The sequence below is a fragment of the Staphylococcus sp. HMSC034C12 genome, from assembly GCF_001835895.1.
Taxonomy (GTDB): domain Bacteria; phylum Bacillota; class Bacilli; order Staphylococcales; family Staphylococcaceae; genus Staphylococcus; species Staphylococcus hominis.
The window spans coordinates 150,583-171,510 of the sequence record NZ_KV826331.1; the positions used below are offsets into that span (position 1 = coordinate 150,583).

Sequence of the window (20,928 nt, forward strand, 5' to 3'; positions counted from 1 at the left end):
GACATTAACGCATTTATTTATTTTTTTCAAATTATATTTTTTAATACTCATTCTGAGGTTTTAAAGTGATTGATTGTCCTAGGCGATTTAATTCCTGTTCCATTTCAATTTCCGTACTAAAGACTTTAATCGTATCACTTCCGAATTTATAGATGATAAATTCATTATCTCTTTGCCCTACAATGTAATTATCATTATATCCCATTCTAACTATACCTGAAACTTCCATAAATTCTTTTTTATCTATAAATTTAAACACATTTTTTGTTTGACTAGCAGGAATATTCTGAAGTAAATGATTTTCTTCTATAGTATAACTTTTTCCATTAGTAGGCACTGGTGTTGATGTTTGATTACTTGGCAAGAGCTCGAATTGGTTATTGGGAGGTTGATTCATAGGATTCCAGTCCTGTTCTCTTAAAAACGGGGCATATTTTAATGCAAAATAAACAATACTAAGGATTGCAATAACTGCTACTATATTTTTAAAAATACTAAAAACCATTCGCAATAAAATCCCTCCAATTTTAAATCTAAATTATTATAAATATAAAATAGATTTTATCCATCGGTCTAAAGAAGTAAATTAAGTAAATTCTTAAGACTGATTAACATTTTCTTAAAATATATTATAATAATTAATATCACTCGTAAAATAAATTTAGAGGAGTGTGAGAAATGAACATTCTTACAATTATTTTACTTATCTTGCTTGCAGTTATACTTTTTAAAGTAGGATTTGCACTTTTAAGATTTTTAATCTCTGCTGCTTTTATTATTCTCGGACTGTATTTAGCCTATCAAGGTGTTCTTTGGATTTTAGAAAATTTTAATGTGCTTTCAGCTTATATAAGATAATGAAAAAGCTAGTTACTTTTCAATGTAATTAATACAATCTACCCTTTATTAATTCGTTTATGATTGTATTGTATGAAAAGTTAACTAGCTTTATTTACGATTGCTTTGAGACAAGTATTCATAAATTTTATATATTGTTGCTAATAGTAACCCAAATATCGTTCCAGTTACTATATCACTAATGAGTAAAATATATAATTGAGTATGCGTATGGTTGACGAATACTCCAATAAAAGAAAAAATTGTAATACCAACAATCGATAATAACACGGTATTAAGCGTTTCTTTTAAACGAATTGTTTTTTGTTTAATATTCAATCTCATTATGTAAATAATAGGTATTAACACCCCTATGATTAAAATTAAAGTCATCATACACCTCTAAATATATAATTAAGGCTTATTATACTAAAATTTTAACAATGAGACTATAAATAATTTTTAATCTTTTATACGAAATACCCCTCCTCTACTAAACTAGTAAATTTTTGATCACCGATAATAATGTGGTCAAGTAATTCAATGCCAAGAATTTGTCCACATTCTTTAAGTCTAATGGTAGTAGCAATATCTTCTTTTGAAGGCGTCACATCTCCAGATGGATGATTATGAATCACAATTACTGCATTACATGAAGCTCTAATGGCAGCATTAAAGACTTCTCTTGGGTGTATCACTGAAGAGTTTAATGTTCCTATAAATATAGTTTCTTCTTTTATCACTATATTTTTAGTATTTAAAAATAAAGCAACTAAATGCTCTTGAGTTAAATCTTTCATTTTAGACATCATCATATCTGCGACATCTTTAGGAGATTTAATCTTTACTTTTTCAATTGAATTACGTTTATTTATTCTTTCTCCCAATTCGAAAGCGGCTTTTAGTGTCACTGCTTTATGCAATCCTATACCTTTTATTTTTAACAAATCATGTATTGAAAGTAATTTTAATTCTTTTAAATTATTTACTTTATTAATCATTTCATTTGCAATATCAATACTTGAAACCCCTTGTCGTCCAGTGTTAATTAAAATTGCTAATAATTCACTGTTAGACAAACTTTTTTCACCATATTGAATGAGTCTCTCTTTAGGAAGCTCACTTTTGGCCATATCTTTAATTTTCAAAAACATCACCTTTTCTTTATTAGTTACATAATATTGTTGGAAAAATTAATTAATAAAATATATGAGATTGAAATAAAAGGAATAAGTGGGATTTTACGTATCTTAAAACGAAACAAGATGATATAAAACATAAGACCAATTGCACAAGTTAATAATATTAGATGAAGTATAAATTCATAAGTATAAAATATAGAAAGTATACTAAGTAATAAAATATCACCGTACCCTATACTTTTAGAATTTAACAGAAAAAATGTATGTAATAGAAAGAAAATAAATATAAATGAAATCAAATGTAATGAAGAAATATAGATACCGACAAAGAAAAAAACGAGGATTAAGTTACTGTTGATTGTTAATGTTTGAATATCGGTTAGAGACATCGTTATCAACATTAAACAAGTTAATATAAAGAGAGAATAATTTATATGTATATCGATAAATATTAAATATGGGACAATAAGAAACGATAATATTTCACCTATAATATAGGAGCGTTTTAAAGGATTTGAACAGCATCTCGAGCGTCCTTTTAAGAATATGAAACTTAATAATGGTATAGTATCAAACCACTTTAATGATGTATGACAATAATCACATTGTGATCGTCGCTTGAAATATTGAAGATTCACTTTCTCTATACTTGAAAATTGATATAAAAAACTAAATATTACACTACACGTAAATGCTAATACTACTATTATACTGATCACCTCATATCATTCATTATAACTAAAATATGGTCTAAGTAAATGGAATAACGAGGATTAGATTAAATTCATTTCAATAAATAAATATATCTTCTTTAAAGCATTTTAAATTCAATAAAATGAATAAAACCTTTATTAAAAATAATCAGTCCACTCTTAATCTATCAATTATATAACTAATAAAAAAGCTATGAAGAAGTTTAATTTGTAACTTTCTTCATAGCTATATTTAGATATTTAACATACTATATATTATGAATTAAATTCAACTTTCGATTTTACTTCACTTATAAAATATAAACTGCCTGTAATCAATAAGCCCTCACCATCATAATGATTTATAAAATCTACATAATCATCAATATATTCGATGTTATCAGCATCTATACTCTCAAGTAATTCTTGTTTAGATAAGGCTTTATGAAAATCAAATTCAGTAAAATAAAATGTACCAGCTAAATTTTGTAATTTACTTAACATTTCGTTTACAGGTTTACCTTTAATGGCTGAAAATAAAACATCCATTTTCTCAAGATCATAATAATTTTTGATTGTTGAAACTAATGCTTCAACACTTTCATTATTATGTGCTCCGTCAATAATAATAAGAGGTTTTTCTTTAACTTGCTCAATACGTCCTGTCCAACAAACACTTTCAATAGCATCAATCATTTTATTAAAATCTAATTCAATAATATTTTCTTCGTTCAACTCTATTAAAGCTGTAATAGCTAATGAAGCATTTTCTTTTTGATGATCACCTATCATATCTAAGATGATTGTTTCTAACTCATAATCTTTATATCTATAAGTAAATTCATCATCTTCAGATACAATAATGATTTCTCTATCTAGTTCAATTGGCTTTGCATTCTGATTTTCCGCTAAATCTCTAATGTATTTTAAAGCTTCCTCATTTTTGACTGCATAGATGACGGGTACATTAGGTTTTATGATAGCACCTTTATCTTTTGCGATATCTAAATACGTACTTCCTAAAATATCAGTATGATCTAATCCTATACTTGTCAAAATTGAAAGAATAGGAGTAAACACATTAGTTGAATCATTTTTAATTCCTAGTCCCGCTTCTACAATAACAAAATCTACAGGATGTATCTCTCCAAAATATAAAAACATCATTGTTGTTATAATTTCAAATTCTGTTGCAGAACCGAGTTCGGTTTCTTGTTCTAACGCTTCACTTACTGGTTTAACTCGCTTTACTAATTCAACTATTTCGTCATTTGAGATCGGATAACCATTTAAACTAATTCGTTCATTAAACGTTTCAATAAAAGGAGAAGTAAATGTTCCAACTTCATATCCATTCTCAACTAATGCAGCTCTTAAATAAGCTACTGTAGAACCTTTACCATTTGTTCCACCCACATGAATACCGCGAATATTTAATTGAGGATTATTTAAGTGGTTAAGCATCCATTCCATTCTTTTAACACCAGGTTTAATACCAAACTTAGTGCGCTCATGTATCCAATATAAGCTATCTAGGTAATTCATTGACAATTCTCCTATGCTTTTAATTGTTCAATTCTGTTTTTAACACCATTATATTTTTCTTGATATTTTTGTTGTTTTTCGCGCTCTTCATTTATAATTTTTTCAGGTGCTTTATTAACAAAATTCTCATTTGATAATTTTTTATCAACACGGTCTAATTCTTTTTGAAGTTTGTCTAACTCTTTCTCTAAACGTTCAATTTCTTTATCCATATCAATAAGTCCTTCTAACGGTAAAATGACTTTACCAGCAACTACTACCGCTGTCATCGCTTTTTCAGGAATATCTACATTTGTATCGATGGTTAATTCACTTGGATTACAAAATCTATGAATATAATCCGCATTTTTTTCTAAGATTGTTTTAATTTCTTCATTTTTAGCTTGAATGAGAATAGGGATTGATTTAGAAAGTGGTGTGTTTACTTCTACGCGTGATTGTCTCACAGATTTAATAATTTCAACTAATTGTTCCATTGTCTGTTTACTTTCATCAAACACAAACTCTTCTTTAACTGTCGGCCATGCTGCTTTTACAATTGTTTCTCCTTCATGCGGTAAACTTTGCCAAATTTTTTCAGTTACAAATGGCATAAATGGATGTAGCATTCTCATTATTTGATCAAGTGTATAACTTAGAACAGAACGTGTTGTTTGTTTTTGAGCTTCATCTTCACCATTCATTGGTATTTTACTCATTTCAATATACCAATCACAGAATTCATCCCAAATAAAGTTATATAAAGCACGTCCAACTTCACCAAATTCATATTTTTCACTCAGATTAGTAACGGTCTCTATTGTTTCATTTAGTCGTGTTAAAATCCATTTATCCGCTAAAGATAAATTACCAGATAAATCAATGTCTTCCACTTTAAAGTCTTCTCCAATATTCATCAAGCTAAAGCGAGCACCATTCCAAATTTTATTAATAAAGTTCCATACAGATTCAACTTTTTCGGTAGAATAACGTAAGTCATTACCTGGAGAAGAACCAGTTGCTAAGAAGTAGCGTAAACTATCTGCTCCGTATTTTTCGATGACATCCATTGGATCTACACCATTACCAAGTGATTTACTCATTTTACGACCATCTTCAGCTCTTACTAAACCATGAAGAAGTACATCATTAAATGGTCGTTTACCAGTAAATTCTAATCCTTGGAAAATCATTCTTGCTACCCAGAAGAAGATAATATCATAACCGGTTACAAGAACATTCGTTGGATAGTAACGTTGATAATCTTTTGCTTCTTCATTAGGCCAACCTAAAGTTGAGAATGGCCATAACGCACTTGAGAACCATGTATCTAACACATCTTCATCTTGAGTCCAATTTTCGATATCAGCAGGTGCTTCTTCTCCAACATATACTTCACCTGTTTCATTATGATACCAAGCTGGAATTTGGTGACCCCACCATAATTGTCTAGAAATAGTCCAATCTCTAATTTCTTCCATCCAACGATTAAATGTATTTTCAAAACGTGGTGGATAAAAATCAATTCGATTATCTGTTTTTTGATTATCTAGTGCTTGTTGCGCAAGTGGTTTCATTTTTACAAACCATTGTGTAGATAAATAAGGTTCTACTACTGCACCAGAACGTTCTGAATGACCTACAGAATGCATATGTTCTTCAATTTTAATCACTAAATCTTGAGCTTTTAAATCTTCTACTAATTTTTTACGACATTCGAAACGGTCTAAACCAGCATACTGAGATGCATTGTCATTCATTTTTCCATTTTCATCCATTACGATAATGTTTTCTAAATGATGTCTCTGACCAATTTCAAAGTCATTAGGATCATGTGCAGGTGTAACTTTCATAGCTCCACTACCAAATTCAATATCAACATACTCATCTGCTAAAATTGGTAATTCTCTACCTATAATTGGTAAAATCACTTTTTTTCCTATGACATCTTTATAACGTTCATCATTTGGATTAACGACTATAGCAGTATCCCCTAACATTGTTTCAGGACGAGTTGTGGCAATTTCAATATATCCATTACCATCAGCATAAGGATATTTAAAATGATAAAAATGACCTTGCACATCTTCATGAATCACTTCTATATCTGACAATGCTGTACGTGCGACTGGATCCCAATTTATAATTCGCTCTCCACGATAAATAATTCCTTTATTATATAAATCAACAAATACTTTTCTAACCGCTTTACTTAAGCCTTCATCAAGAGTAAAACGTTCTCTACTATAATCAAGACCTAAGCCTAATTTAGCCCATTGTTTACGAATAAAAGATGCATATTCTTCTTTCCAAGACCAAGCATGTTCTAAAAATTTTTCACGTCCTATATCATGACGAGAAATACCTTGTTCTTTTAATTTAGCATCTACTTTAGCTTGTGTTGCAATACCCGCATGATCCATACCAGGTAAATAAAGCGTATCGTATCCTTGCATACGTTTCATTCGAGTAATAATATCTTGTAATGTTGTATCCCAAGCATGTCCTAAATGTAATTTACCAGTCACATTCGGCGGCGGAATAACAATTGTATATGCTTCTCTAGATTCATCTTCTAGAGGTTTAAAGTATTCATTTTTTACCCATTCTTCATAACGCCCCGCTTCAACTTCACGAGGATTATACTTTGATTCCATTTTCATTGAAATAACCTCCTAAAATAAAAAAGCATCCTTCCTAATATATAGGACGGATGCTCCGTGGTACCACCTAAATTCAAGACGATACCTCCATATCTTCTTGCACTTATTTATGATTAACGCTCATACACGCTTCTATCTACTATTATATGTGTATTCAATAAAAGAACTTGTGGGCTACCTTCAGTTTGATCATTATACATATTTACACCGTCCATATGCTCTCTTTGATAAGTATCAAACGTACTCTTCCCAAAAAATATATTTAATTACTAATTAATAGTATAATAGAAAACAATGATAAGTCAATCTTTTGGAGGAATATTTATGAACGCATGTGCCTTTGGAACTACAGACCCTATTTATTTAGATTATCATAATAAAGTATGGGGACAACCAGATTTTAATAGTCTTTCACTTTTCAAATTACTTGCACTTGAATCTCAACATGCTGGTTTATCTTGGTTAACTATATTAAAAAAGAAAGAGGCTTATGAAAAAGCATTTCATCAATTTGATCCTATAAAAATTTCTAAAATGACAGAGAAAGATATTAATGCTTTAATGACCTTTCCAAATATCGTACATAATAGAAAGAAATTAGAAGCCATAGTATCTCAAGCTAAGGGTTATTTACAAATTGAAAAAGAATATGGTAGCTTCAGTAAGTTTTTATGGTCATATGTTGATGGACATCCTATTGACTTGCACTATAAAACTCCCTCAGAACGTATTACAGTTGATGAAAGAGCAAAACAACTTTCAAAAGATTTAAAAGCTTATGGTTTTAAATTTTTAGGACCTGTGACTGTATTCTCGTTTATGGAAGCGGCTGGTCTATATGATGCTCACTTAGAAGGATGTCCTTCAAAACCTAATCATTAAATATTAAAAGGAGTAGAACAGATTATTTTGAATTCGTAGTTCTACTCCTTATGATTGATTATCACTTTTTTTTCGTTTTAAAAAGTAATTAATTATTGGTGCTACTAAAAATAATATAAAAAATATCCTAAAGATATGAAAACTTGATATCTTAGCAACATCTGCACCAGTAGCTATGGCAACTAGTACAATTTGACTCATACCTCCAGGAGCTCCACCTAAAAATAATTCGTTTAATGAATTATGAGTAAACAAATGAACAATAAAGACCATCAAAAATGATCCTAAAATTAAACTTATATTTTGATACATAATTGCTATAGCAATGCGACCTTTTAAATCACCTAATAAATGTGCAATTTGTAAACCAATTCTAATCATATAAATCACTTGTGCAAAAGCAAGAATATAATTATCTAAAGTAAAAGTCAGATGAGTTGATAAATTCCAAACAATTAAAACGACAATTGGAGCGAGTAATTGTTTTGTTGGAAAATTTATTTTTGACATTAAGAAATAAACAAAAGCTATAGCAATCATAATTAAAGCAATTTGGGGCACATTTAAAGCTCTTGTTAATGGTGTAGCTTTATGAATCATCTCTTCACTTGATGATGAATTGCTAAATAAAAAAGAAATAAGTGGTACAAGTACGACTACAAAAATAACTCTAGAAGTTTGGGTTAAACTTACTACTAAGATATTCGCTTTTTTATCTTCTTCAGTCATAATTAACATTTGACTTAAAGCGCCAGGTATTACACTCAAGATAGCAGTTTCAGTATTAACTCTTGCAATTTTTTTGAAAAAATAAGCAATCAATAATGATAACGTGATGAGTAAAACAGTCACCGTCACAATGGTTAACCACTCATTTTTGATATCATTAATGACTTGTGACGTAAACGTAGATCCTATTTGTACTCCAAGTAATATTAAGCCAATCTGACTAATCCAAAAAGGCCATTTAATATTTAGTTTTAGTACTTTAACCACAATAATTGAGGCTATAATGGGCCCAAACATAAAGGGTAAAAGCATATGAGATAATTTTAATATTAAACTCATGATCATCGCTATTATTAATAATATAATATTATTTAGCCAAATTCGCCTCAAAAATCATCACTTCTTTCTAGATTAAAAGCATTTAAATTAAAAAAAGTGGAACGATGATATTATCTCATCTTTGTTCCACTTTTATTATATTAACTTTTAAATATTAAACAATTCTACTTAATGCATTATCAAAAGCATGAATCGTTTTTTCAATATCTTCTTTGGTATGTGCGGTAGATAAGAATGTTCCTTCAAACTGAGAAGGTGGTAAAAATATGCCTTCTTTAGCCATTTCTCTATACATATTACTAAATAACTCTAAATCACTTTGATTCGCTTCTTCAAAGTTGGTTACAGGTCCTTTATTTAAGAAATAACCAATCATAGAACCAGCTCTATTTACTGTAATAGGAACATTGTGTTTAGCAAATACCTCTTTAAGTCCTTTTTCTAATATATCGCCTAATTCTTGGAAATACTCATATGATTCAGGCGTTAATTGACTTAGTGTTTCATAACCACTTGTCATTGCTAAAGGATTACCAGATAGAGTTCCCGCTTGATAAATATTACCTACTGGAGCAATTTTATCCATAATTTCTTTTTTGCCTCCAAAAGCACCTACAGGTAAGCCACCGCCAATCACTTTTCCTAGGCATGTGATATCTGGTGTCACACCAAAATAACCTTGAGCACAGTTATACCCTACACGGAAACCTGTCATGACTTCATCAAAGATAAGTAAAGAACCATATTCTTTAGTGACTTCCCTTAATCCTTCTAAGAAACCTTTTTTAGGGGGTACAACACCCATATTTCCTGCAACTGGTTCTACTATCACACCAGCAATATCATCTCCATAATTTTCAAATGCTACTTTAATCGCATCTAAATCATTATAAGGTACTGTAATTGTGTTTTTAGCTGTGCCTTCAGGTACTCCTGGTGAATCTGGAAGACCTAAAGTTGCTACACCTGAACCTGCTTTGATAAGCAATGAATCGCTATGTCCGTGATAGCATCCTTCAAACTTAACAATTTTATTTCTACCAGTGTAACCTCTAGCCAGTCTTAATGCCGCTAAAGTAGCTTCAGTACCTGAAGAAACCATTCTTACTTTTTCAATTGAAGGCACTCTTTCAATAACAAGTTCAGCTAATTTATTTTCTTCTAGTGTTGAAGCACCAAAACTAGTGCCTTTATCTACAGCATCATGTAATTTACTAATGACTTGTTTATTTTTATGACCTAAAATTAATGGTCCCCAACTTAATACATAATCAATGTATTCATTGCCATCTATATCATAAATCTTCGAACCTTCACCATGATCCATAAAAATTGCTGGTGTATCTACTGATTTAAATGCTCTTACAGGGCTATTGACACCACCAGGCATAAGTGTTTCAGCAATGCGCATTGCTTCTTGTGATTTTTCATAAGTCATTAACTTGTTCCTCCTTAACCATTATTTATCTAAGTAACGACAAATATCTTTCGCGAAATAAGTAATAATCATATCTGCGCCCGCACGTTTCATTGATACCATTTGTTCCATAACCACACGTTCTTCATCTATCCAACCATTTTGAGATGCTGCTTTAGTCATAGCATATTCACCACTAACATTATAAGCAATAACAGGAATATTAGTGTTATTTTTTACATCTCTAACAATATCTAAATAACTTAAAGCTGGTTTGACAATCATCATGTCTGCGCCTTCTTTTAAGTCACTTTCTAATTCTCTTAGTGCTTCTAAACGATTAGCTGGATCCATTTGATACGTTTTTCTATCTCCAAATGAAGGAGCTGAATCTGCAGCATCTCTAAATGGTCCAAAGAAACTAGAAGCATATTTAATGCCATAGCTCATAATTGGAATATTATAATAACCAGCTTCATCTAAACCTTGTCGAATTTCGGTAACAAAACCATCCATCATATTACTTGGAGCAATAATGTCAGCGCCAGCTTCGACTTGAGAAATTGCTGTTTTAACTAATAATGGTAAAGATTTGTCATTATCAACATCATGCGTATGATCATCAATGATACCGCAATGACCATGATCCGTATATTCACATAAACAAGTATCAGCAACGATTAATAAATCTTTATGAAGTTTTTTTGCTTTACGTGTTGCCTCTTGAACAATGCCATTATGATCGTATGCACCAGAACCCACATCATCTTTTTCATTAGGTACGCCAAAGAACATAATCGCTCTAATACCTAAATCATATGCTTCATTAATTTCATCATCTAATAGATTTAAACTTATTTGATATACACCAGGTAACGATTTAATTTCGCTTCTAACATTATCTTTTTCTACTACAAAAATTGGATAAATTAAATCTTCTTTTCTAACATGATTTTCTCTTACTAAACTTCTCATTGTAGCTGAAGAGCGTAATCTTCTATGTCTATCGAATTTCATTATTTATTCCTACTTTCTAAAAATGTGTTTATTAATGCTTCAGAAGTTTGTTTATCTGCAATATAAGGTTCATAACCATAGGCTCTAATGCTATTTGCAGTTTGTTGACCTATAGCATAGTAATTTTTAAAATGCTTAGGAAATGCCTCACTAAAATAATAACGCACTGCAGATGAACTTGAAAATGTTAATGCTTCAACTTGATTATGTTGAATTAGATTGATAACTTCAATAATATTCTCTCTATCCGCTATAGGTGTATACAAGTCAATTTTCACAACATTATTATGTTCAGCGAGAGTTTGTTGTAATTTTGGTCTTGCCTGTGCACTGCTCGGAATTAAAATAGAAGATTTTTCTAGATTTAATCCTTCTAATAAACCTTCTTGAGAATAATCGTTAGGTATAAAATCTATATTTATACCTAATTGTTTACATAACTGCGCAGTTTTAGCGCCTACTACTGCAATATGTTTTACATTCACGTACTCTAAATATTTATAAAATAAATGTACGGCATTTTTTGAAGAAAAAATAAGCCAGTCATAATTATCATGCAAGAGTTGAGTATCAAATTCAAGTGATTGAATTTTAATAAATGGCTTATGAATGACTTCTACCATATCACTCTGTACTTTACTCGTTTGCGTCATAACTATCACTGGTTTCATCTAACTGTAACACCTCTACTAAGATTTAGTATTAATGTGATGCTTCTTCGTTTAATTTTCTTATAATTTCATACGCACCTTGTTCTTTAAGTATCTCACTTACTCTGTTCCCTAATTTTACAGGGTCAGTTCCTACTTCAGTATGTTCATAACGTTCCTTACCATCTGGTGTCATGATTAAGCCTGTAAACTCAATTTCATTGTTATTGTTATAATTCGCATATCCACCAATTGGAACTTGACAACTTCCATCCATTGCAGCTAAAAATGTTCGTTCGGCCGTTACACAATTTGCAACTTCATTATTGTGAACTTTTTGAAGTAACTCGAGAAGTTCAATATCGTTACTACGGCACTCAATGCCAAGAGCACCTTGACCGATTGCAGGTAGTAATGTGTCTTTATCTAAATAAGTTGTTACTACGTCATCAGACCAACCCATACGTTTGAGTCCTGCTGCTGCTAAAATAATCGCATCATAATCTTCTGTTTCTAATTTATTTAAACGTGTATCAATATTACCACGAATCCATTTAATTTTTAGATGAGGATATTTAGATAATATTTGTGCACCTCTTCTTAATGAACTTGTACCAACTATACTATTCTTAGGAAGTTCTTCTAATGGTACGTGATTTTTGGCAATATAGGCATCAAATGGTATTTCTCTATCAGGAATACAACCTAATGTTAAACCTTCTGGAATAATACTAGGAACATCTTTTAATGAGTGTATTGCCATATCGATATCGTTGTTAAATAGTTCATTTTGAATCTCTTTAACAAATAGGCCTTTTCCTCCAACTTTAGATAGTTGTTGATTCACAATTCGATCTCCCTTTGTGACAATCTCTTTAATTTCGATTTCTAAAGATGGATCAATGGCTTTTAATTTATCAATGAATTGTTTACTTTGTGTTAAAGCAAGTTTACTTCTACGTGAACCCACAACTAATTTACGCATAAACAAGGCCTCCTACATAAGTTTTCTTTTAATTAAAATGAGTAGTGAAGAATAAATTCACCATACATAGGCAAAATATCATAATATTAAAATAAATTAAATTAATTGAGATGATTTTCTTTTTTAAATACATAACGATATATACTGTATAAAGAAGCGTAATAATGACAGACAACATAACCTTCGGATCTTTAAATATTGCTATACCAACCGCATAGATTCCCCATTGAGCAATTAAAATTACACTCAATATTAATATTACTAAACCGCCCAAAGTTGAAAAAAATATAATTTTTTCAAGAGTTGCTACACTGCCAATTCTAAAATATTTCTGATTAAAGTTTTTTTCTTTAAGGTTTTTATATTGAATGATATATAGCAATGCATTTACAAATGCAAGTGCAAAAAAAGCATAACTCAATACTGCAAGCCCTACATGTACAAGTAATAATTCATTTATAACTTGTACTTTTTGTATACTGTTTGTATAGTGTTCAGGTCTAAATGTATTCATCGTTAATAAGATAAATCCAATTACATTCAAAAAAAACACAGAAAAACTTAGAACTTTAATAATATTTAAAACTAAAGAAATAGAAATAATCATCCATGACAAGAAGAAAAAAACATCAAATATGGAATTAAACAATACATCACTATGCGAAGTAATATACATAGACAAAGAGATTGTTTGTAAAAACCAAACAATCCCTAAGGCATAAATTCCAAGTACTCTAATCTTATGACTCTTCCGAACAAAGTCTATAAAATAACAAAGAATGCTAATTAAATATACAATTAATATAATTTCATGAAATCTAATAAATAGCGTTTCTTGCATATTATCACCATTTTAATATGCTTATTCAAAACTAAAGATATGTCGTACTGAAAGTTCCTTTTCTTTTTTACGTTCTTTCACTGCTTTATAAGGATCTTCGGCTTCAATATCAAATATATTTTGAAATAGCTCTAATTTTTCATTACTTTTTTTATCGTTACTCAATTCCTTAGCCTGTTTAATTGGATCTTTCAACATTTGATTAATAATACTTTTAGTATGTTTAGAAATGACTGTTCGTTCTCGTTCAGATAGATTCGGTAATTTTCTATCGATACTATCCATTGTTTCAGCTTGAATAGTCATTGCTTTTTCACGTAAAGCTCTTATTACAGGAACTACACCCAACATATTTACCCAATCATTATGTGCTTTAATTTCAGCAGGAATTTCATTAGAAATAGCTTCAGCCGCCATTTGTCGTTCTTTTAAATTAGCATCAACTAAACCTTTTAAATCATCTACATCATAATTAAATACGTCATCACTTAAATTATGACATGGTTCAATATCTCGTGGTACTGCAATGTCTAATAATAATAATTTAGATTTTCTATATGATAGTGCCTGATTAATCATACTTTTAGTAATAATATAATCTGGTGAACTAGTAGAACTAATAACAATATCAGTTGAAGTTAATAAACTAGGTAAAGATTCTAGCTTATCATAACTAACTTGATGTTTTTCAGCTAAAATTCTAGCTTTACTTTCTGTTCGATTTACAATTGTAATATGATTAATGCCTGAGCCGAGTAAATTTAATAACGACAATTCACTCATTTCGCCTGCACCAATAATAACAGCATGTTTATTTTTTAATTTACCTAATACTTTTTTTGATAATTCCACAGCAGCATATGAAACACTTACAGCATTATCTGCGATATCTGTTTCATTATGTGCTTTTTTAGCAAAAGTAATTGCTTGTTTAAATAGATGATTAAAGATAGTTCCAGTTGTTTTTAAATCTTGCGCTAAGAAAAATGCATCACGCATTTGGCCTAAAATTTGTGTTTCTCCTAACACAATTGAATCTAAACCTGAAGTTACACGCAATAGATGTTCTACTGCTTCGTCCCCCACTTTAACTTCAGACATTGCTTTAATATCATCTACTTCAAATCCAAATGAACGAGCTAAAAATCGTTGAATATAATATCGTCCTGTATGAATTTGATCCACTACAGCATATACTTCTGTACGATTACATGTCGATAATATTACATTTTCTAAAATTGCTTTAGTTTCGAATAAATCTTCATTGGCTAATCGTAAGGCATCATCTCTAAAAGCAACTTGCTCTCTTAAAGCTACATCAGCAGTACGATGATTTATGCTAATAGCAATAAAATGCATTTATAACGCCCTCCATATACTAACAATATCGTTAGTATAACACATTTTAGAATGAATTTAAGTTTGATGCTCAAATAAATTAGAAACATTCTAATGTGAAGTCAAAATTTCGTCACTTAATTACAAGATATTTCTTTTAATTTATATAATTAGCAATAATATCCCAAATGTATTGCTGTTTAGAATTTTGAATAGAAGAGTAACTTATAATTGTATCGTTTGGATCTAAATCTAATTTTTGTTTTATATTTTTTATATGTTTTTGAACTTTACCTTTCGCAATTTTATCTTCCTTAGTACAAATGACTAGTGTTGGCAGATCGAAATGTTTTAAATAATTATACATTAATACATCATCTTCGGTAGGATTATGTCGTAAATCTACAAGTTGAATGACTAAACCTAGATTTTCTCGTTTAGTTAAATACTCTTCTATCATTTTCCCAAATTTTTCACGCTGTGATTTACTTACTTTTGCATATCCATATCCAGGAACATCAACAAAAATAAGTTGTTCATCAATATTATAGAAGTTTAGAGTTTGCGTTTTTCCAGGCTGTTGTGAAGTACGAGCCATATTTTTTCTACCAATCATACTATTAATAAAAGAGGACTTACCCACATTAGAACGTCCACTTAAAGCGATTTCAGTTAAATTGGTTTCAGGATATTGTTCTTCTTTCACTGCACTAATCATTAATTCTATATTATTTGGGTTAATATTCATATTCAAACACCTCTTCATTATTATAGCTGCTTTATTATAATATAAATGTTTAAAAATCTAAAATTTTAAAAAAATGATATGTATAAAAATAAGGAAGCAGTTTCGAACTCAAATGAATTCTATCACCACTTCCTTATTATATGGTTGATAATTAAGCTGAAGTTTTAGTACCGTTCAATAAATTACCTTCTGAATCATACATTTCAGGCTCGATTTCCTCATTAATTGTTTGAGCAGTTACTACAACTTTAGCAACATCACTTGTTGAAGGTACATCATACATAATATCAATTAAAGATTCTTCTATAATTGATCGTAATCCACGTGCTCCAGTTTTTCGTTCAATTGCTTTTTCACTGACTGCTGCCAAAGCTTCTTCAGTAAATTCTAATTCAACGTTATCAAGAGCTAACATTTTTGTATATTGCTTAACTAACGCGTTTTTAGGTTGCGTTAAAATATTTTTAAGCGCTTCAACATCTAATGTTTCTAAATTAGCAACTATTGGTACACGTCCAATAAATTCTGGAATTAAACCATATGCTTGTAAATCTTCAGGACGAATTTGTGCTAATAAAGCTTCTTCATCATACTTATCTGCTTCATTGCTAGCAAAACCGATAACTTTTTCACCTAAACGGCGTTTAATGACTTCATCAATACCATCAAACGCACCACCTAATATAAATAGAATATTAGTTGTGTCAATTTGAATCAATTCTTGGTTAGGATGTTTACGACCACCTTGAGGTGGTACACTTGCTGTTGTACCTTCTAAGATTTTAAGTAATGCTTGTTGTACACCTTCACCAGAAACATCACGCGTAATTGATGTATTTTCAGATTTTCTAGCAATTTTATCAATTTCATCTACATAAATAATTCCTTTTTCTGCTTTATCAATGTCAAAATCAGCAGCTTGAATCAAACGTAATAAAATATTTTCAACATCATCACCAACATAACCTGCTTCAGTTAAACTTGTTGCATCTGCAATAGCAAATGGTACATTCAATGTTTTAGCAAGTGTTTGTGCAAGTAAAGTTTTACCGCTACCCGTTGGTCCAATTAAGGCGATATTACTTTTTTGTAACTCAACATCATCTTCATTTGGACCCAATTGTTGAATACGTTTGTAATGATTGTAAACTGCCACTGCTAAAGATTTTTTAGCTTTTTCTTGGCCAATAACATATTCATTTAAATGGTCCATAATTTCTTTAGGCGTCGGTAATTCAGTAAATTCTTCTGAAGTAGCTTGAGCTAATTCTTCTTCAACAATTTCAGAACATAGTTCGATACATTCATTACAAATGTATACACCACTACCTGCTACTAATTTTTTAACTTGATCTTGGTCCTTACCACAGAAAGAACATTTTAAATTTTCTTCATCTTCATTAAATTTAAACATTCATTTACACCTCTATCCTTAAACGACTATACTAGATAGCATTCTACAATGCAAATTGATAGTTAACAACTAAAATGCTTAAAACATATAGTAGCAGATACATATAATGATGCACCTGCTACTTATTTTTAAACTTTATATCAATTTAAAAGTTTATTATTTGTCTTCTTTTTTATCTTCTTTAGCTGAATCAACATATTTAGCATTGTCTCTTAATAAGTCAATTACTTTTTGAATACGTACATCATTTTTAATGATATCAGTATTACCAAGAGTTTGTTTAATATCTTCTACTGAGATATTAAATTGACTGCTCATTTTTTCTAATTCTTTATCAATATCTTCATCTGTGACTTTGATATTTTCTTCATCTGCAATTGCTGATAATGTTAAGTTTGTTTTAACACGTTGCTCTGCATCATCTTTCATTTGTTCTCTTAATTGAGATTCATCTTGACCAGAAATTTGGAAGTAAGTTTGTAAGTCTAAACCTTGTTGTTGGATTCTTTGACCAAATTCTTGAACCATACGATCTAATTCAGTGTCAATCATAGCTTGTGGAATATCAATTGTTGTATTTTCAGTTGCTTTATTAATTGCTTCTTCTTTTTCCACATTTTCAGCATCTTGTGCTTTTTGTTCTGATAAACGTTTGCGTAAGTTTTCTTTATACTCATCTACTGAATTAGCATCTGAATCTAATTCATTTGCAATTTCATCAGTTAATTCGGGTACTTCTTTGTATTTAATTTCATTTACTTTAGTTTTGAATGTAGCTTCTTTACCAGCTAATTCTTCAGCGTGATATTCTTCTGGGAATGTTACAACAACGTCTTTTTCTTCTCCAGTTTTAACGCCTACTAATTGATCTTCAAATCCTGGAATAAATGAACCTGAACCGATTTCTAAATCATAACCATCAGCTTGGCCACCTTCAAATTGTTCGCCATCTACATAACCATCAAAGTCAATATTTACAGTGTCTCCTTCTTCAACTGCACCATCTTCTTTAACAACCATATCAGCTAAATGACCTAAACTATGATCAATTTCATCTTGTAAATCTTGATCAGTTAATTCAGAATCTTGTTTTTCAATTTCAAGACCTTTATAATCTCCTAATTTAACTTCAGGTTCAACAGTCACTGTTGCTTCAAATTCGAAATCTTTACCTTTTTCAATTTGAGTTACATTAATTTCAGGTTGAGCGACTGGATTGATTTTAGTTTCTTCAATGGCTTCACCATAAGCTTCAGGTAAAAGAATATCTACTGCATCTTGATATAATGCTTCAACGCCAAAACGTTGTTCGAAAATTGGACGAGGCACTTTACCTTTACGGAAACCAGGCACGTTAATTTGTTTAACCACTTTTTTAAATGCTTGATCTAATGCTTTATTTACTTTTTCTGCTGGAACAGTAACTTTTAATAAACCTTCGTTACCTTCTTTTTTTTCCCAAGTTGCTGTCATGTATAAATACCTCCATGCTTACATTTTTAATTTTTTCAACTTCCCTATTATATCATAGGTCCAATATGGACACAAACAATGTTTTATAGGGGATTTTAAATAGTAATTCAACTTTACAGAATCATTTAAGTAAACTAAAATGATTTGCTCACATTTAATTATCTAACTGATAAATTAATGTTAATAATTCTTGATTTGCTTCACTTACTTCTATACCAATCATTGACTTAAAATAAACATCATAAGCTATTATCCAATCTTCTTCATTAAAAAGTGAAAATATATCAAGTGGATATAGTTTTATTGAATGATTATTCATCACATACTGAGCTTCATTTTGTATATTCAAAGCTCCATTTTCTAATCTATCGAGAACTTTGGGAATAACAGTAGTTTTCATATCTGTGTGTTCTAAACCTTTTAATGTTGTAGGGAGGATGTTGACTTCATAACCATACTTCTCAATTTTTATTTCACTATCATAATTTGAAAAACGTAAATACTCAAGCATGAGACTTTTTAAATTATAAGATTCTACTTGATTAGATAATAAAAAAGCAACCGTCTTTCTGAATTCATAATGTCCGTTATCAATGAGTTTAATCATTAATTTAGTTTGACGATTTAAATCTAAACTAGTAAATTCTGATAATAATTGACTAGAAAGTTTCTTGTCTTCATCTAATTTAGATTGGGCATATTCTTTTAATGGAAAGAGTGCCATTCTAGTTTTATGTTCTTTCACTTCGTTAATGATTTGATTAATGACTTCAATTGCTTCATAATTCTGATTTAAACCTATTAATGCTTTAATATAGAAAATAATTAATTCGTCGTAATGAGGTATACCTTTTTTTAAGAAAATAATTGCTTCTTCTCTTAATTCTAAATATAACCCTAATTCATTTAACATGTCACATTTAATCAAAGATAATTGATTATCTAACTCGAATGAGGCTTCATATATATCAAACAATTGATACATTTCTTTATATTTATTTTGTTGTTGTGCATTTAAAATATTATGATATAATTTTTGCTTTGATTGAGGAAAAGGGATAATATCAGACATATTGAGCCCCCTTTATTTTAAATCTTTTAAAATTAACGCACTCCATGATTCAAAATGATTTAAATCATTTATTTCATCTTGTGATACCCAATTAATTTTTAAAGTGTCAGTTTCTCTAACTTCTACATCACTAGATTTCACCTTAATTTTGAAAACAACACCTATATGAACTTTACCTACTGCATTAGTATCATCATTAATAAAACCAATATATTCCATATTTTGAGATCTATCTTCAGATAATCCTACTTCTTCATTAAGTTCTCTTTGTGCATTCACTCTTAAAACTTCATTAATTGAATCGGCACCAACAACATTATTCATATGTCCACCAACACCCACTGAAGACTGTCCGTGTAAGCGTTCTTCTCCGCCACCACTTAAACGTTGATATACTAAGATTTCATCATTTTCATTTTCTAAAAGACAATATGAAATAAGTTGTTTATAAGATGGATCTTCTTCCATATCTCCACGTCTTTTTACTTCATAGTTTTTAAACGTATTAAATATTTCTTCACCTTGAACATCGTTTTTCGATAAGAATCCATTAAATGCATTTTTTTCATTATCAAATAATAATTCTCTTGATACGACGATGATTTGTTCATCAAATTTAGACATAGTTAACTCCTTGAAATTAATATTCTTTTTTAATAGTTTAACAAACCAATGATTTAAATCACAATGATATTTAACTGGTTCGTTTACTTATCATAATTCTATTAAAGAATATTTGATGAATAAAAGTAAATAAAAAAGCCAATAAGGTTTTATAGTTACCTTATTGGCTTTTAAATATTAATTATTTTAAAGCATCTTTAGCTTTTGATACTAATTCACCGAAAGCTTTATCGTCTGAAATAGCAATTTCAGAAAGCATTTTACGGTTAATGTTAATGTCAGCCTTTTTCAAGCCGTTCATTAAACGAGAATAGCTGATGTCATGTTGACGTGCAGCTGCATTAATACGTGTAATCCATAATTTACGGAAATCACGTTTACGTTGACGACGGTCACGGAATGCGTATTGACCTGATTTCATCACTTGTTGTTTTGCTACTTTATATAATGTATGTTTTGAACCGAAGTAACCTTTAGCTAATTTAATCGTTTTTTTACGACGTGCTCTTGTTACTGTTCCACCTTTAACTCGTGGCATGTT

The 20,928-nt window shown here is 30.0% G+C and carries 21 protein-coding genes and 1 other annotated feature; of the genes, 2 read left to right on the plus strand and 19 right to left on the minus strand.

What is annotated here, in order from left to right:
* Positions 1–40 precede the first annotated feature (40 nt).
* Positions 41–511, minus strand: coding sequence for a DUF4930 family protein (locus HMPREF2629_RS07415; protein WP_017176152.1), 471 nt, complete (start codon positions 509–511; stop codon positions 41–43).
* Between the two features lie 167 nt (positions 512–678).
* Here HMPREF2629_RS07415 and HMPREF2629_RS07420 point away from each other — a divergent pair, with 167 nt between their 5' ends.
* Complete coding sequence (locus HMPREF2629_RS07420; protein WP_002455241.1) at positions 679–858, plus strand: hypothetical protein; 180 nt, start codon at positions 679–681, stop codon at positions 856–858.
* Between the two features lie 90 nt (positions 859–948).
* Here the strand turns inward: HMPREF2629_RS07420 and HMPREF2629_RS07425 are convergent, their stop codons facing one another.
* The 5 genes from HMPREF2629_RS07425 to HMPREF2629_RS07440 form a co-directional block, all read right to left on the minus strand.
* On the minus strand, positions 949–1,230 hold the full coding sequence (locus HMPREF2629_RS07425) for a hypothetical protein (protein ID WP_017176151.1): 282 nt from the start codon (positions 1,228–1,230) through the stop codon (positions 949–951).
* 77 nt (positions 1,231–1,307) lie between these two features.
* Positions 1,308–1,985, minus strand: a complete 678-nt coding sequence (radC, locus tag HMPREF2629_RS07430) for a RadC family protein (RefSeq protein WP_017176150.1) — start codon at positions 1,983–1,985, stop codon at positions 1,308–1,310.
* Positions 1,986–2,008: 23 nt separating this feature from the next.
* On the minus strand, positions 2,009–2,698 hold the full coding sequence (locus HMPREF2629_RS10915; RefSeq protein ID WP_083318392.1) for a prepilin peptidase: 690 nt from the start codon (positions 2,696–2,698) through the stop codon (positions 2,009–2,011).
* A 249-nt stretch (positions 2,699–2,947) separates the two neighbouring features.
* Positions 2,948–4,216, minus strand: a complete 1,269-nt coding sequence (locus HMPREF2629_RS07435) for a bifunctional folylpolyglutamate synthase/dihydrofolate synthase (protein ID WP_017176149.1) — start codon at positions 4,214–4,216, stop codon at positions 2,948–2,950.
* An 11-nt stretch (positions 4,217–4,227) separates the two neighbouring features.
* Positions 4,228–6,858, minus strand: a complete 2,631-nt coding sequence (locus HMPREF2629_RS07440) for a valine--tRNA ligase (RefSeq protein ID WP_054105788.1) — start codon at positions 6,856–6,858, stop codon at positions 4,228–4,230.
* Positions 6,859–6,897: 39 nt separating this feature from the next.
* Positions 6,898–7,124 (minus strand) — a binding site (T-box leader).
* A 58-nt stretch (positions 7,125–7,182) separates the two neighbouring features.
* Here HMPREF2629_RS07440 and HMPREF2629_RS07445 point away from each other — a divergent pair.
* On the plus strand, positions 7,183–7,740 hold the full coding sequence (locus tag HMPREF2629_RS07445; protein WP_002448956.1) for a DNA-3-methyladenine glycosylase I: 558 nt from the start codon (positions 7,183–7,185) through the stop codon (positions 7,738–7,740).
* Positions 7,741–7,788: 48 nt separating this feature from the next.
* On the opposite strand, the gene HMPREF2629_RS07450 is transcribed toward HMPREF2629_RS07445, so the two are convergent.
* From HMPREF2629_RS07450 to rplT, 13 genes are all read right to left on the minus strand, one after another.
* Entirely contained in the window at positions 7,789–8,859 is a 1,071-nt protein-coding gene (locus tag HMPREF2629_RS07450) for an AbrB family transcriptional regulator (protein WP_070519275.1), read from the minus strand.
* Between the two features lie 103 nt (positions 8,860–8,962).
* The gene (hemL, locus tag HMPREF2629_RS07455) at positions 8,963–10,246 is read right to left on the minus strand and encodes a glutamate-1-semialdehyde 2,1-aminomutase (RefSeq protein WP_017176147.1); all 1,284 of its coding nucleotides are present in this window, start codon (positions 10,244–10,246) and stop codon (positions 8,963–8,965) included.
* A gap of 21 nt (positions 10,247–10,267) precedes the next feature.
* Entirely contained in the window at positions 10,268–11,242 is a 975-nt protein-coding gene (gene hemB, locus HMPREF2629_RS07460; RefSeq protein WP_054105790.1) for a porphobilinogen synthase, read from the minus strand.
* Positions 11,242–11,913 (minus strand): uroporphyrinogen-III synthase, encoded by a 672-nt coding sequence (locus tag HMPREF2629_RS07465; protein ID WP_002448958.1) that lies wholly within the window; start codon positions 11,911–11,913, stop codon positions 11,242–11,244. Before HMPREF2629_RS07465 ends, hemB begins: the two co-directional genes overlap by 1 nt.
* A gap of 31 nt (positions 11,914–11,944) precedes the next feature.
* Positions 11,945–12,877, minus strand: a complete 933-nt coding sequence (gene hemC / locus HMPREF2629_RS07470) for a hydroxymethylbilane synthase (protein ID WP_017176145.1) — start codon at positions 12,875–12,877, stop codon at positions 11,945–11,947.
* A gap of 28 nt (positions 12,878–12,905) precedes the next feature.
* Positions 12,906–13,718: a cytochrome c biogenesis protein CcsA gene (gene ccsA / locus HMPREF2629_RS07475; protein ID WP_002448932.1), complete on the minus strand. Its 813-nt coding sequence runs from the start codon at positions 13,716–13,718 to the stop codon at positions 12,906–12,908.
* A gap of 21 nt (positions 13,719–13,739) precedes the next feature.
* Positions 13,740–15,077, minus strand: a complete 1,338-nt coding sequence (gene hemA / locus HMPREF2629_RS07480) for a glutamyl-tRNA reductase (protein WP_002488006.1) — start codon at positions 15,075–15,077, stop codon at positions 13,740–13,742.
* 136 nt (positions 15,078–15,213) lie between these two features.
* Complete coding sequence (gene yihA, locus HMPREF2629_RS07485; RefSeq protein ID WP_002448982.1) at positions 15,214–15,804, minus strand: ribosome biogenesis GTP-binding protein YihA/YsxC; 591 nt, start codon at positions 15,802–15,804, stop codon at positions 15,214–15,216.
* Between the two features lie 151 nt (positions 15,805–15,955).
* Positions 15,956–17,218, minus strand: coding sequence for an ATP-dependent Clp protease ATP-binding subunit ClpX (gene clpX / locus HMPREF2629_RS07490; RefSeq protein ID WP_002448985.1), 1,263 nt, complete (start codon positions 17,216–17,218; stop codon positions 15,956–15,958).
* Positions 17,219–17,374: 156 nt separating this feature from the next.
* Positions 17,375–18,691, minus strand: a complete 1,317-nt coding sequence (tig, locus tag HMPREF2629_RS07495) for a trigger factor (protein ID WP_048761550.1) — start codon at positions 18,689–18,691, stop codon at positions 17,375–17,377.
* Between the two features lie 154 nt (positions 18,692–18,845).
* Positions 18,846–19,763 carry a hypothetical protein gene (locus HMPREF2629_RS07500; protein ID WP_017176143.1) on the minus strand — a complete coding sequence of 306 codons (918 nt, stop codon included), beginning with the start codon at positions 19,761–19,763 and terminating at the stop codon, positions 18,846–18,848.
* Positions 19,764–19,775: 12 nt separating this feature from the next.
* On the minus strand, positions 19,776–20,387 hold the full coding sequence (locus HMPREF2629_RS07505) for an NUDIX domain-containing protein (RefSeq protein ID WP_017176142.1): 612 nt from the start codon (positions 20,385–20,387) through the stop codon (positions 19,776–19,778).
* Positions 20,388–20,568: 181 nt separating this feature from the next.
* On the minus strand, positions 20,569–20,925 hold the full coding sequence (gene rplT / locus HMPREF2629_RS07510; protein ID WP_002448983.1) for a 50S ribosomal protein L20: 357 nt from the start codon (positions 20,923–20,925) through the stop codon (positions 20,569–20,571).
* Positions 20,926–20,928 lie beyond the last annotated feature (3 nt).

Bases quoted from the DNA above. Each gene is read 5' to 3' on its own strand.
- HMPREF2629_RS07420 (WP_002455241.1), top strand. From the start codon at position 679: ATGAACATTCTTACAATTATTTTACTTATCTTGCTTGCAGTTATACTT.
- HMPREF2629_RS07425 (WP_017176151.1), bottom strand. From the start codon at position 1,230: ATGACTTTAATTTTAATCATAGGGGTGTTAATACCTATTATTTACATA.
- HMPREF2629_RS07435 (WP_017176149.1), bottom strand. From the start codon at position 4,216: ATGAATTACCTAGATAGCTTATATTGGATACATGAGCGCACTAAGTTT.
- HMPREF2629_RS07440 (WP_054105788.1), bottom strand. From the start codon at position 6,858: ATGAAAATGGAATCAAAGTATAATCCTCGTGAAGTTGAAGCGGGGCGT.
- HMPREF2629_RS07445 (WP_002448956.1), top strand. From the start codon at position 7,183: ATGAACGCATGTGCCTTTGGAACTACAGACCCTATTTATTTAGATTAT.
- hemL (WP_017176147.1), bottom strand. From the start codon at position 10,246: ATGACTTATGAAAAATCACAAGAAGCAATGCGCATTGCTGAAACACTT.
- hemB (WP_054105790.1), bottom strand. From the start codon at position 11,242: ATGAAATTCGATAGACATAGAAGATTACGCTCTTCAGCTACAATGAGA.
- HMPREF2629_RS07465 (WP_002448958.1), bottom strand. From the start codon at position 11,913: ATGAAACCAGTGATAGTTATGACGCAAACGAGTAAAGTACAGAGTGAT.
- hemC (WP_017176145.1), bottom strand. From the start codon at position 12,877: ATGCGTAAATTAGTTGTGGGTTCACGTAGAAGTAAACTTGCTTTAACA.
- ccsA (WP_002448932.1), bottom strand. From the start codon at position 13,718: ATGCAAGAAACGCTATTTATTAGATTTCATGAAATTATATTAATTGTA.
- hemA (WP_002488006.1), bottom strand. From the start codon at position 15,077: ATGCATTTTATTGCTATTAGCATAAATCATCGTACTGCTGATGTAGCT.
- yihA (WP_002448982.1), bottom strand. From the start codon at position 15,804: ATGAATATTAACCCAAATAATATAGAATTAATGATTAGTGCAGTGAAA.
- clpX (WP_002448985.1), bottom strand. From the start codon at position 17,218: ATGTTTAAATTTAATGAAGATGAAGAAAATTTAAAATGTTCTTTCTGT.
- tig (WP_048761550.1), bottom strand. From the start codon at position 18,691: ATGACAGCAACTTGGGAAAAAAAAGAAGGTAACGAAGGTTTATTAAAA.
- HMPREF2629_RS07500 (WP_017176143.1), bottom strand. From the start codon at position 19,763: ATGTCTGATATTATCCCTTTTCCTCAATCAAAGCAAAAATTATATCAT.
- HMPREF2629_RS07505 (WP_017176142.1), bottom strand. From the start codon at position 20,387: ATGTCTAAATTTGATGAACAAATCATCGTCGTATCAAGAGAATTATTA.
- rplT (WP_002448983.1), bottom strand. From the start codon at position 20,925: ATGCCACGAGTTAAAGGTGGAACAGTAACAAGAGCACGTCGTAAAAAA.